The following is a 12,635-nucleotide window of genomic DNA, read 5'->3' as shown; positions in this document are numbered from 1 at the left end:
GTATGTTTACGATGGTACAAAAGCTTTGGCTTACAGTAGTATGTGCAGTATGTGTAACAGTTTCCTTTCTTTATTTTGTATCTTTATACTCATATGAAAAGTTATACGTTGATAATTTAAAAGATTCATTAGTAATGGAAGGGAAACGTCTTGCCACGCAATATGATAAACGTGAAGGAGTATCCACTTTTGAAGAGAAAGTAAGGGCGTATGATCAAATATCTAGTTCAGATGTCCTTTTCGTATACAATCCGCGTGATTTAAGCGCATGTTTGCCTTTTGATGTGCACCATCATTCTCTTATAAGTGAAGGGGATAGACAGGCGCTATTAGATGGGAAAACTGTGACAAAGATAGGGTATGAAGAACATTTTGATCGTAATATTATGGGTGTTGTCATCCCTGTTTTAGATAATAAAAAATTAGTTGGTATTGTATACTCTTATATTCCTTTAAAAAGTATAAAAGACTTAATATTTGATATGGGTCTTATTTTAGCGCCGTTAGCACTTGCAATGATTTTAATTACAATATGGATTGGTAGAAAAATTATTATCGCTATTACGAGACCGCTTTCGCAAATGGAACGAGTTGCAAATCATTTGGCTACTGGAGATTTCTCAGAGCGGATTACAATTTCTTCAGAAGATGAAATTGGACGATTGGGAAAAGCTTTTAATAAAATGGCAAATTCTTTAGAAACAGAAGATGTAAAGCGTAAGGAATTTTTAGCTAATGTTTCGCATGAACTTAGAACACCGCTTAGTTATATTAAAGGATATAGTGAAGCTATTTTAGACGGTGTAGCGAAGGGGCCGCAGCAGGAAAAAGTAACGCAACTTATTCATAAAGAAGCAGGTCGCATGCAGCGCCTCGTTCATGATTTATTAGATCTAGCGCAGCTAGAAGGTGAACACTTTCCCCTAAAGAAACAACCTATCGTTTTTTCACAGCTTATTGAAGATGTACTAGATACGTACGAGTTACAGTTTATAGAAAAAAAACTTCGTATTTCAACGAATTTAAATCCTGAAATTATCGTAATGATTGATGAGGATCGTATGCAACAAGTACTTCATAATGTGTTAGATAATGCGATACGTTATACAAATCAAAACGGGGATATCATAATAACATTAAAGCAAATTGATGATTATTGTGAATTGCACATAAAAGATACAGGAATAGGTATTGATAGAGAGCATTTAGAAAATCTCGGGGAACGCTTTTACCGAGTAGATAAAGCGAGAAGTCGTCAACACGGTGGAACAGGTTTAGGCCTTGCAATTGTAAGGCAAATTGTTCATATACATGATGGTGAGTGGAGAATAGAAAGTGAAAAAGGAAAGGGAACGACAGTTATTATTAAATTAAAAGCACAAGATGAGGAGAGCATATTCTAACTTTTGGAATATGCTCTTCATATTGAAGGTAAATAGTTACGCGTAAATGTATTAATTAATATTAAACAAATATCAAAAAATTGACTATTTTATGAACAAAACATTTGTACTTCTTACTAATTCGTTCTAAAATAGTTATGGATGCTAAGTTCTTATAAAACGTTACAATTGTTGTTTGGAAGATACTGAGGTGATTTAACTGGAGTACAAATCTATTAAACCGAAAAAAATTTACGAAGAAGTATCTGAAGCTATTTTAACAATGATTAAAAATGGTACGTTAAAACCTGGTGACAAACTACTTCCTGTTCATCAATTAGCTGAGCAGTTTCAAGTTGGCAGATCTGCTGTTCGTGAAGCGCTAAGTGCGCTAAGAGCAATGGGCTTAATTGAAATGAAACAAGGAGAAGGTACATATGTAAGGAATTTCGATCCTTCTTCATTAACGAAATCACTAAATAACAAGTTATTAATGAAGAAAGAGGATATTTTGAATTTATTAGAAGTACGGAAGGTGCTCGAAGTGGGGGCAGTTCGAGCGGCAGCGGCAAAACGTACGGAAGCTAATTTACAAAATATGAAGCATTGGTTAGATGAAATGGCAAAGAGCATTGGAGATGAAAAGGCTGGCGAAAAAGCAGACTTTCAGTTCCATATGGGAATTGCAGAGTCTTCGCATAATAACATCTTACTTGAGCTCATGAATCATGTTTCAGAGATGATTGCTGAAACGATTGGTGAATCAAGACGCATTATTTTATATGGTGAACAAACAACATCAGAACGACTTTTAGAAGAGCATCAATCTATATATAATGCGGTGTTAAAGCAAGATGTGGAATCAGCGCAGCAAGCAATGCTAAATCATTTAACAAATGTAGAACATATTGTCACAGGTAAAAGCGATATAAATTCGTAATTTAATCTTTTAAAATTCTAATTTTCTGATAAAATAGAGAGATTAAGTAAACGTTTTCTTTAGAAGAGGGAGAGGATAGGCCATGGTTGAGCCTACTTCTTCTAATCTTAGTCATCTGATGACCATATGATTGTTGGCGAAGTTGTAATGAGGGGGAATTATAGTTATGAAAGTTACTTTATTTGTTACTTGTATAGTCGATATGTTTGAAACAAACGTCGGCAAAGCAACAGTTGAAGTATTGGAGCGTTTAGGTTGTGAAATTGAATTTCCAGAAGCACAAGTTTGTTGTGGTCAGCCTGCTTATAATAGCGGCCATGTAGAAGCAGCAAAAGAAGCGATGAAACATATGATTGAAACTTTCGAAGATGCAGAATATATCGTTACACCATCTGGCTCTTGTGCGACAATGTTTCATGAGTATCCGCATGTTTTTAAAGATGATCCGAAGTGGGCTAAACGTGCACAAAAGGTTGCTGATAAAACATATGAATTCACACAATTTATTGTAGATGTTTTAAAAGTTACAGATGTTGGTGCAAGTTTACCAGGAATAGCTACTATTCATAAATCGTGTCATATGACACGCCTGCTTGGAGTAAAAGAGGCACCAGGAATTTTATTATCAAACGTAAAAGGATTAACTGTGAGAGAACTGCCAAACGTGCAAAATTGTTGTGGGTTTGGGGGAACGTTTTCAGTTAAGATGACTCCAATTTCTGAGCAAATGGTAGATGAAAAAGTAGATAGTGTAATGGAAACAGGTGCAGATTATTTAATCGGTGCAGATTGTGGGTGTTTGTTAAACATTGGCGGACGTATTGAGCGTTTAGGAAAAGAAGTAAAAGTAATGCATATTGCTGAGGTCTTGAATAGTCGCTCATGAAGGGGGAACATAAGCTATGTCTATGAAAATCAGTGAGAAAAAATTTAATGATCGCGTTGGCGATGGAATTCAAGATTCGTTTATGCGCGGGGCAGTATCTTCTGCACAAACGCGTTTATATACAAATCGATTGAAAGCAGCTGAAGAGTTAGGAAACTGGGAAGAGTGGCGTGAACTAGGTGAACAAATTCGTCAACATACGTTAGAGAATCTTGATTATTACTTAATGCAGTTAAGTGAAAATGTATCAAAAAGAGGCGGTCACGTTTACTTTGCGAAAACGAAAGAGGATGCAGCAAAGTACATTCAAGACGTTGCAAAAAAGAAACAAGCGAAGAAAGTTGTTAAATCAAAATCAATGGTAACTGAAGAAATTAGTATGAATCATGCCCTTGAAGAGATTGGTTGTGAAGTGTTAGAGAGTGACTTAGGAGAGTATATCTTACAAGTAGATAACGATCCACCATCACATATTATTGCGCCTGCACTTCATAAAAACAGAACGCAAATTCGTGATGTATTTAAAGAAAAACTTGGATATGAAAATTCTGATGATCCATACGAAATGACAAAGTTTGTTCGTAAACAACTTCGTGAGAAATTTATGGATGCAGAAATTGGTGTGACAGGTTGTAACTTCGCTGTTGCAAATACGGGCTCTCTTTGTTTAGTGACGAACGAAGGTAATGCCGATCTTGTTATGTCGATTCCGAAAACACAAATTGCAGTAATGGGTATGGAACGTATGGTTCCGACAATGGAAGAATTAGATGTTTTAGTTGGTTTATTATGTCGTAGTGCGGTAGGTCAAAAATTAACAAGTTATGTAACAGTAGCAGGACCAATTCAAGAGGAAGAGGTAGATGGACCAGAAGAGTTTCATTTAGTCGTTGTTGATAATGGCCGCTCTCAAATTCTTGGATCGGAATTCCGTTCAGTATTGCAATGTATTCGTTGTGCTGCTTGTGTCAATGTATGTCCTGTGTATCGTCACGTTGGTGGACATTCGTATGGTTCTATTTATTCAGGACCAATTGGTGCAGTGTTAACACCACTTTTAGGTGGATATGATGATTATAAAGAACTTCCTTATGCATCTAGTTTATGCGGAGCGTGTACGGAAGCTTGTCCAGTAAAGATTCCGTTACATGATTTATTATTAAAACATCGTCAAGTTATCGTTGAGCAAGAAGGACGTGCCCCGCTTGCAGAGAAATTAGCAATGAAAATGTTTAGTATGGGCGCATCTTCAGCAGCTTTATATAAAATGGGATCAAAAATAGCACCGGCAGCAATGAGTCCATTTACATCTGGCAACCGTGTATCAAAAGGCGTTGGCCCACTTAAAAACTGGACGGATATTCGTGAATTCCCGGCTCCAAGTAAAGAACGATTCCGTGATTGGTATAAAAATCATAAGAAAGGCGGGGACAAATAATGACAGGATTAATTCAAAACCGCGAGTCCTTTCTAGATAATATCGCAAAAGAACTTGGGCGCGCGCGTAAAACAGAAGGCGTAGAACGTCCAGAATGGAAAAGTAATGTGAATGAAGAAACGTTAAAAGATTATTCACAAGAAGAATTGTTAGAAGTATTTAAAAATCAATGTACAAACATTCATACAACTGTTGTGGAAACGACAAACGACCGTTTACGTGAAGATATTCAAAAAGTAATCGTTGAAAACGGCGGAGGACCTATTATATTATCAGCAGATGAGCGTTTTGATTCCTATGGATTGACTTCTTTATTTAAAGAAGAGCTTCCAAAGCAAAATGTTGAAGTAAATATATGGGATCCTGAGAAAAAAGAAGCGAATATGCGTATAGCGGAAAAAGCGAATATTGGAATCGCATTTAGTGATTATACTTTAGCGGAATCGGGTACGATTGTTGTACAAAGTCATAAAGGACAAGGGCGTTCTTTACACTTTTTACCGACTGTATACTTTGCTATTATTCCACGTGAAACACTTGTACCTCGTATTACACAAGCAGTTCAACACATGAACTCTCGTGTGGAAAAAGGTGAAGCAGTCGCATCTTGTATTAACTTTATTACAGGACCAAGTAACTCTGCGGATATTGAAATGAATCTTGTGGTCGGAGTACATGGACCATTAAAAGCAGTATATTTCATCGTATAAAATAGGGGAAAGCAGGCCGGAAAACGGCCTGCTTTTTTAATAGAATAAAGATAATATGAAGTAGAAGTTCTCTCCTTTTTTTGTTATGTTCTTTTGGAAAGGAGAGGAAGGGATGTTCACTTATTTATATGTATTGTTAACAGGGATGGTGTTTGGTTCTTTTTTTATGGTGATTGCGATGAGAGTTCCAATAGGGGAATCTATTATTACACCGCGTTCGTATTGCCATTACTGCAAGTATACGTTAAAACCGAAAGAACTTATTCCGATCATTTCATTTTGTATGCAGAAAGGGCGTTGTACGAATTGTAAGAGAAAAATCCCGATTATGTACATAGTATTTGAATTTGTTACAGGCAGTCTATTTTTTCTTACTGTGTATGTCATTGGAATAGAACGAGAGCTCATCACCATTTTATCTCTTTTTTCTTTACTTCTTATTATTTCAGTTACAGATTTTGTATATATGCTAATACCTAATCGTATTTTAATTTGCTTTGCTCTTTTGCTTATTTTAGAATGTATTTTTGTACCGTTAGTTACTTGGATAGATAGTATAGCTGGTAGTGGAACTATATTCATTTTGTTATATTGCATGCAAAGGATTTATCCAGATGGTCTTGGCGGAGGTGATGTGAAATTACTTTCGTTACTCGGATTTATAGTGGGAGTGAAAGGGGTTTTTATAACTTTATTTTTAGCATCTTGCTTTAGTCTTTGTTTTTTCGGAATAGGTATAGCGTTAAAACGTATAAAAATAAGAACCCCAATTCCGTTTGGACCTTTTATTAGCCTTGGAGCAATATGTTATGTGTTGGTCACATATGCAAAATAAAGAGGAGATAGAACATGAATGTATATATGGATGATCAAAGAAGTTGCCCGTACGGATATGTTTTGGCAACTACAGCAGAAGCCACCTTGAAATATGTAGGGAGCTAAAAACTCCAAAGTGAAACTTTGGAGTTTTTAATGTTTCATATGAGCTTGTAAAGGAATGATTTCCTCTGTTTGAGCGGCTACTAATTCAGTTTCTTCTTGGTTAACATTAGGTGCTTTCTTTGTTAAGTAATGATATACCATACCAACAAATACAGATCCGCCAATAATGTTACCGATTGTAACTGGAATTAAGTTATGAATAGCCCCAGCGAAAGTAATTGTATCAGGATGTGGTGATAATAAAGATAAGGCAAACAATGATAAGTTTGCTATGCTATGCTCGTAACCAGATAAGAAGAATGTGAAAACGAGCATCATCATCATCATTATTTTTGCTGTGTCACCTTTTACTTGAGAAGGTAAGAAGCAAGCAAGACATACGAGCCAGTTACATAAAATCGCTTTAAAGAATAATTGCATTGTAGGTGTATTCATCTTTCCTTCAACTACTTTATTCATTAAGTGACCGTGATCAATTGCTTCGAAAATTCCAGTTGCGTAAAATAGTAAGGCAAAGAATAAAGCACCTGCTAAGTTACCCGCATAACAAGCAACCCAGTTGCGAAGTGTATCAGAAATAGTTGTTTCTTTTCTTAAAGTTGCCACTGTGAAGTACATTGTATTTCCAGTAAATAATTCAGCACCGCCATATATAATAAGTACGAGAGCAATTCCGAAAAACATGGATGCAGCTAAATAAGTTGCTGGTGAATCTGCAATATGAAAAAAGTTACCTAATTTAAAACATAGTACAATAATAAAACCGATATAAATGCCAGCAAGTGCAGCGCGGATGAAATATTGCATTGGGTTTGTATCTAGCATTTGCTTTTTGCTCTTAGCCAGTTTTACAACATAATCTAATCCTTGTTCTAGCATGAGTAATACGCTCCTTTAGTACATCGTCTATAAATACTCCTTATATGAATAAAGTACATGGATTTGTTCATAGTTTCAATAAGTTTGTGCAATATTTCACAAAAAGGACATACATCTCATAAGAAAGCGTTTGCAAAAGGTAGTATAATGGAATTTTTTCTAAAAATAGAGAGGGGATTGAAACAAGAGAAAAAGAAAAAGCGCTGTAATTACAGCGCTTTTTCGTCTAAATTCTTTTCTACTTTTACTTCTACCTCTTTCGAGAAGAACCAACCGCCAACTGCGATTCCGACTAATATAATCCAGAATGTAAGCTTCCACGGAGTAGATTCTGGGAATGAATGCGGAAGGACATTTAAAGCAGGGTGTGCTAGCGTATAAACTGTTAATTTCACACCAACCCAACCTACAATTAAAAATGCTGCAGTTTCAAGTCCTGGTTTACGTTTTAATATTTGTACGAAAGCAGTTGCTGCAAATCGCATTATAACTAATCCGATAAGTCCACCTGTAAAGATAACGATAAATTGACCTGTATCAAGACTACCAATCGTACCTAATCCTGTTTTCGGTAAAGTCACTGCTAATGCAACAGCAGCTAAAATTGAATCAACAGCGAAGGCGATATCAGCAACTTCGACTTTAAATACAGTCCACCAAAAGTTCTCTTGTTTTTTCTTTTCTTCTTTTTCTTCTGTTTCTTCATGTGTATTCTTTTTAACATACGTTTTAAATAAGTGATTCCCCGCGATAAACATAAGATAAATCGCACCAATTGCTTGCACTTGCCATACATCTACTAGGAACGAAATCATAAATAGTGATCCGAAGCGGAAAACGAACGCTCCTGCTAATCCATAAAATAGTGCTTTTTTTCGTTTTTCTTCTGGTAAATGTTTTACCATGATTGCGAGAACGAGAGCGTTATCAGCTGCTAAAATCCCCTCTAGTGCAATTAGGATGAGTAATACCCAACCATACTCCAATAATAATGATACATCCATGTACATTCTCCTCTCATTTCTATAAAGACTAAACAAGTGAAGAAGTTCCCCACTGTTTAGTTTCCCCATACTCCTGCGTATCAACGGTGAAAGGAATTTGAAAACAAAAAAGACCTCTGCCGTTGATAGGCAAAGGTCTTGCTAGACATATGTAATGAAAATGCCAACAAAGCCGGAAGAACTAAGTTCTACGTAATGACGACTTTGTTTCCAAGAAATAGTTCTTGGACGCTACTCCCCTTTGGAGATATGCTATTATATCCTCATTATATGGATAATTTATACGGTTGTCAACCTGTTAAAATATCTTCGTTTGGATATTTTATTTTTCTTTGTTTTTTACGTGCAAATGAAAAAGCTAATGTTAAAGGCCCCATCTTTCCAAAAAACATCATAAAGATAATAATTGTTTTGCCGATGATTGTTAAGTGTGGCGTCAAATTCATGCTAAGGCCGACAGTTCCAAATGCTGAAAATACTTCAAAAGCACTCATTAATAAAGGAACTTTCTCAGTGATGCTTAAAATTAAAATGGAAAGAAAAATAAACGAAATTGAAATAATAGTAATTGTTAATGATTTGACAATGAGCGTATCTTTAATGGATTTTTTAAACACTACTATATCATCTTGTTCTTGCAAAAATTTAAATACGCCTAAAAACATAATTAAAAAAGTTGTTAACTTAATCCCACCACCAGTTGAAGCACTGCCAGCACCAATAAACATAAGAAGCATCATTAATAAAAGTGAAGGTTTTGATAATGCAGAGATATCAACAGTATTAAATCCGGCAGTACGTGTTGAAACCGCTTGAAAATAAGCAGCCATCCCTTCTTCAAATGGTGTAAAACCTCTCATGGAAATTGAATTATGAAACTCGAATATGAAAATGAAAACTGTAGCAATAATATTGACGATAAGAGTAGAAGAGAGCATAAGCTTTGAGTGCAAAGTAAGGTTTTTAAAGTTTTTCTTTCTTTTTATATCTACGATAACTGTAAAACCAATCCCACCTAAAATAATGAGGGAAGAAATAACGAGATTGACGAGAATGCTATGGGAGTGCGACATTAAGTTATCGCTCCACACAGAAAACCCAGCATTGTTAAAGGCTGAGATAGAATGAAAAAAGCTGTAATATATCCCTTTGGCAATCCCGTATTTTGGTACCCATTCAAAGGAGAGAAATAAAGTAGCGATACATTCTACAGTAAAAGAAAATAAAAATAATGCTTTTGCAAGACGAATGATTCCGCCGACATTTGTTTGGTTTAATGCTTGTTGTAATAAAATCCGGTTTTGAAGGCCGATTTTTCTACCGAGCATAATTGCGATTAAAACAGCAAAGCTCATAATGCCAAGCCCGCCAACTTGTATAAGTGTTAAAATGACACATTGGCCAAATAAGGTAAATACTTTACCAGTGTCCACAACACCAAGCCCTGTAACCGTACAAGCAGAAACCGTTGTAAATAAGGCATCGAGCCATGAAATAGACGTTGTTGTAGCAATTGGCAGTTTTAATAAGCATGTACCGATAATTGATAATGAAATAAAAGATAAAGTAAGAACACGGGGAGGACTCATGCTAATGTTAATCCGTTTCATATCACGTATCGTTCCTTTCAATTTACTCTTACTAGTATGTGAAAAAGCACGATTATGTATGATGAAAATAGAAAGAGGCAGAGAATATCTGCCTCTAAGCCATATGTTATAGTATTATCCGCGTAATTGTTGTTGCGCTAAAGCAACAAGGCGTTTCGTTACTTCCCCGCCAACTGAACCGTTAGAACGAGATGCTGTATTAGATCCTAAGCTTACACCGAATTCTTGTGCAATTTCATATTTAAATTGTTCAAGCGCTTGTTCTGCACCTGGAACTAGTAATTTGTTTGTTTTCACCATGCTGATACACATCCTTAAAGAGTAATCCAGTTTAGCTAAGTGCTATCTGGTAACGTTATTTTATGTGGAAACGACGTACTCATACACGGAAGTAATCGGTGTGATTAGAAGTTATTGGATAGAAAAAAGAGTAGCAAATTTGCTACTCTTTTTTCAGTATTGTCGCTGTACCTTCCACGACAATATCATCAGATTGATTATAGATGTTTGTTTGCAATGTAATGATTTTTTTATCATCCCGTTTTTTAATGACTTCTGCCACTACACGAAGTGTATCGCCGATTTTGACAGGAGCGCGGAATGAAACGTTTTGAGATAAATAAATCGTATTTTTGCCCGGGAGTTTCGTTCCAAGGATGGTAGAAATAAAACTGGAAACGAGCATGCCATGAGCAATACGTTCTTTAAACATTGTCGTTTTTGCAAAAGAGTCTAAAATATGAATAGGATTTACATCTCCAGTCAATTTTGCAAAATTGATAACGTCCTCATCCGTAATTGTTCTTGTTAGAGATGCTTGATCACCGACTTGAATCTCATCGTAACGAAGCTCCGGAACAGTTTGTGCTTCTTGAAATGGATTCATTTTGTCCTCCTTCTTTTCCATATCGAAAAATGTAAGCCATCTTGATGTAGTAGGAGGAAGAAAGAGTTTTGTTTGTGCTGCAGTTAGTTGCCACATTTTTCTTACTTGATGGAAGTAAATAGATTTTTTGAGTTTGCCTCGAACTGCTTTGCGAGTTCTAGTTGTTTGGACTTGAACTCTCCCAAAAAAACTTCTAACTGTTTTTGAACCTCTTCACGTTGCGACTGTTGTTGTTCGATAAAGTGTTTTGTTGTTTCTTCAAATTGGCCGCTAGTTTGAGTAAGAATAGACAAAGATGTTTTCGTAGGCGAAACAGTAAGTTGGTGCATTTGATTAGAAAGCTCATTCCACTTTTCTTGCCACTCGTTAATTTGATCATTTAAGGAGTTTCCAGTTAATTGCTTCACATAGTCTGTATATTGGTTATTGAACTGAGCAGTGAATTGGTGTAGTTCTTTTTCTAGTTCATCTACTCCTGATGTTAATTTATACAAAGCGTCTTGTTGTTGTTTTAACGTTTCTAAAGTAAGTTGCTCTAATTGTTTCCCAGCTGAAGAGAAGAGGGAAAGAGATTGAGACCAGTTTTTCCAAAATGCATCGACTAATTCGTATGGCTTAGTTTCCATTGTTTGACCTCCAAATGTTTTTTTGCATATTGTGAACGCAGATTACTCTGCTGTACCACCAGGTGAAGATGAAGAATCCTTTTCATCCTTTTCTGGAGAAGTAGAAAATGGAAAGAATGCATTGGTGTATAACGTGAAAAACGTCCGCAACATATTTTGATAATGTTCAAAAGAAGTCGCACATGTTGTTAAATATTGCTCTCCATATTCTGTTAAAGAATAAATTCGTTTCGCGGGCCCGCCTTCGCTTGTATCCCAAGTAGAAGAAATAAGATTTTCTTTTTCTAATTTGCGTAGTGTCCTATACACATTACCTTGGTCAACAGAAGAAAAGCCGATGTCCATTAGCATTTGAATAAGTTTGTAACCATGAAGACTCCAGTCTTTTAGACAGAGAAGTAAGAAAGGAACTAAGAAGTTTTTTGGCATGGAGTTTGGTTGTTTCGCTTGGTTTTTTTCCAAACTTTCTGGGTGTTCTGGTTCATTATGTAGCATGATTGTGCATCACCTCATGAATCAGTTAGATGGAATTTTTTGCTTATAAGTGCAATTTACACCTATCTGTTTTTAATGTCAATACATTTGTTAGAAAATAAAGAAAAATAAAATATATACTTGAAGTTTTATTCGGAATATTAGAAAATAGTGAATAGGTTGAATTGTTTCAAAAACGAAAAAGGGAGTGTAGGCGAAGTGATTGATCAAAAATTCGATCCATTGCAAGCATGGAAAAATGCTTATGAACAAACCGAAACATTTTGGGGAAAAGCGCTCAATGAAACAATTAAAACAGAAGAATATTCTGCTTGGATGGGCAGCGTTCTAGATTTGAATTTGTTTTATCAAAAAGCATTAAATGATACGACAAAAAATTATTTAGAGCAGGTGAATGTGCCGACGAGAGAGGATATCGCTAGAGTAGCTACGCTTGTTATTAATTTAGAAAATAAAGTTGATAACATCGAGGAAATTCTAGAAGAGAAAGTGGATTCATTAGGACAAGCTCCTACATTAAAGCGTGATGTTACGAAAGTAAAACAAGATATGCGCACGTTAGAAACGAAAGTTGATCAAATTTTAGAATTGCTAGAAAAGCAAAATGCAGTACTTGCTAAACTACAAGTACCTGTAAAAGAAGAAGTAAAGCCTGTAAATAAGCCAGAAAATAAAAAATGATAATCGCGTTTGTTTATAACGTGTAAAAGAGAGAGGGAGAATCTCTTTTCATGTATAAACAACGAAACATAATTAATATAAATATATGGACTCAATTAGTATGAGTACCAAAATGATTCATAACAATCGTTCACAAATTCATTTAAGGGGGAAAAG

14 protein-coding genes, 1 pseudogene and 1 riboswitch are annotated in these 12,635 nt (G+C 35.6%); of the genes and pseudogenes, 8 read left to right on the top strand and 7 right to left on the bottom strand.

Annotation, left to right across the window (positions count from 1 at the left end):
- The first annotated feature begins 2 nt into the window (after window positions 1-2).
- The 7 genes and pseudogenes from ACFWDE_RS05590 to ACFWDE_RS05560 form a co-directional block, all read left to right on the top strand.
- Window positions 3-1,403: a sensor histidine kinase gene (locus ACFWDE_RS05590; protein ID WP_088098832.1), complete on the top strand. Its 1,401-nt coding sequence runs from the start codon at window positions 3-5 to the stop codon at window positions 1,401-1,403.
- 229 nt (window positions 1,404-1,632) lie between these two features.
- On the top strand, window positions 1,633-2,322 hold the full coding sequence (locus ACFWDE_RS05585; protein WP_377890683.1) for a FadR/GntR family transcriptional regulator: 690 nt from the start codon (window positions 1,633-1,635) through the stop codon (window positions 2,320-2,322).
- A 166-nt stretch (window positions 2,323-2,488) separates the two neighbouring features.
- Window positions 2,489-3,208 carry a (Fe-S)-binding protein gene (locus tag ACFWDE_RS05580; RefSeq protein ID WP_002149679.1) on the top strand — a complete coding sequence of 240 codons (720 nt, stop codon included), beginning with the start codon at window positions 2,489-2,491 and terminating at the stop codon, window positions 3,206-3,208.
- A gap of 16 nt (window positions 3,209-3,224) precedes the next feature.
- Window positions 3,225-4,646, top strand: coding sequence for a LutB/LldF family L-lactate oxidation iron-sulfur protein (locus ACFWDE_RS05575; RefSeq protein WP_377890638.1), 1,422 nt, complete (start codon window positions 3,225-3,227; stop codon window positions 4,644-4,646).
- Window positions 4,646-5,356, top strand: a complete 711-nt coding sequence (locus tag ACFWDE_RS05570) for a LutC/YkgG family protein (protein WP_377890636.1) — start codon at window positions 4,646-4,648, stop codon at window positions 5,354-5,356. The genes ACFWDE_RS05575 and ACFWDE_RS05570 overlap by 1 nt, the downstream gene beginning before the upstream one ends.
- A gap of 112 nt (window positions 5,357-5,468) precedes the next feature.
- Window positions 5,469-6,191: a prepilin peptidase gene (locus ACFWDE_RS05565; protein WP_377890634.1), complete on the top strand. Its 723-nt coding sequence runs from the start codon at window positions 5,469-5,471 to the stop codon at window positions 6,189-6,191.
- Window positions 6,192-6,205: 14 nt separating this feature from the next.
- Window positions 6,206-6,289: pseudogene (locus ACFWDE_RS05560) on the top strand (cyclic-phosphate processing receiver domain-containing protein); the annotation flags it as partial.
- Between the two features lie 36 nt (window positions 6,290-6,325).
- Here the strand turns inward: ACFWDE_RS05560 and ACFWDE_RS05555 are convergent.
- The 7 genes from ACFWDE_RS05555 to phaQ all read right to left on the bottom strand — a co-directional run bounded on the left by ACFWDE_RS05555 (window position 6,326) and on the right by phaQ (window position 11,798).
- Complete coding sequence (locus ACFWDE_RS05555) at window positions 6,326-7,177, bottom strand: formate/nitrite transporter family protein (protein ID WP_377890632.1); 852 nt, start codon at window positions 7,175-7,177, stop codon at window positions 6,326-6,328.
- A gap of 209 nt (window positions 7,178-7,386) precedes the next feature.
- Window positions 7,387-8,181 carry a TerC family protein gene (locus ACFWDE_RS05550; protein WP_377890629.1) on the bottom strand — a complete coding sequence of 265 codons (795 nt, stop codon included), beginning with the start codon at window positions 8,179-8,181 and terminating at the stop codon, window positions 7,387-7,389.
- 79 nt (window positions 8,182-8,260) lie between these two features.
- A riboswitch (yybP-ykoY riboswitch) is annotated at window positions 8,261-8,433 on the bottom strand.
- 38 nt (window positions 8,434-8,471) lie between these two features.
- Window positions 8,472-9,791, bottom strand: a complete 1,320-nt coding sequence (locus ACFWDE_RS05545) for a TrkH family potassium uptake protein (RefSeq protein ID WP_002149655.1) — start codon at window positions 9,789-9,791, stop codon at window positions 8,472-8,474.
- A gap of 114 nt (window positions 9,792-9,905) precedes the next feature.
- Window positions 9,906-10,091: an alpha/beta-type small acid-soluble spore protein gene (locus ACFWDE_RS05540; protein WP_000241212.1), complete on the bottom strand. Its 186-nt coding sequence runs from the start codon at window positions 10,089-10,091 to the stop codon at window positions 9,906-9,908.
- A 142-nt stretch (window positions 10,092-10,233) separates the two neighbouring features.
- A complete protein-coding gene (locus tag ACFWDE_RS05535) occupies window positions 10,234-10,677 on the bottom strand; it encodes a MaoC family dehydratase (RefSeq protein WP_219917564.1) in 444 nt (147 codons plus the stop codon).
- 101 nt (window positions 10,678-10,778) lie between these two features.
- Window positions 10,779-11,303, bottom strand: coding sequence for a polyhydroxyalkanoic acid inclusion protein PhaP (gene phaP / locus ACFWDE_RS05530; protein WP_377890626.1), 525 nt, complete (start codon window positions 11,301-11,303; stop codon window positions 10,779-10,781).
- Between the two features lie 42 nt (window positions 11,304-11,345).
- Complete coding sequence (gene phaQ, locus ACFWDE_RS05525) at window positions 11,346-11,798, bottom strand: poly-beta-hydroxybutyrate-responsive repressor (protein ID WP_000903018.1); 453 nt, start codon at window positions 11,796-11,798, stop codon at window positions 11,346-11,348.
- Between the two features lie 198 nt (window positions 11,799-11,996).
- On the opposite strand from phaQ, the gene phaR reads away from it, so the two are divergent.
- Complete coding sequence (gene phaR, locus ACFWDE_RS05520) at window positions 11,997-12,479, top strand: polyhydroxyalkanoic acid synthase subunit PhaR (protein ID WP_000566956.1); 483 nt, start codon at window positions 11,997-11,999, stop codon at window positions 12,477-12,479.
- Window positions 12,480-12,635: the final 156 nt, after the last annotated feature.

Origin of the sequence: Bacillus sp. NPDC060175, assembly GCF_042728695.1 — a bacterium.
GTDB lineage: Bacteria > Bacillota > Bacilli > Bacillales > Bacillaceae_G > Bacillus_A.
Note: the sequence above shows the minus strand (reverse complement) of the source record. Positions and strands in the feature narration are given on the sequence as shown.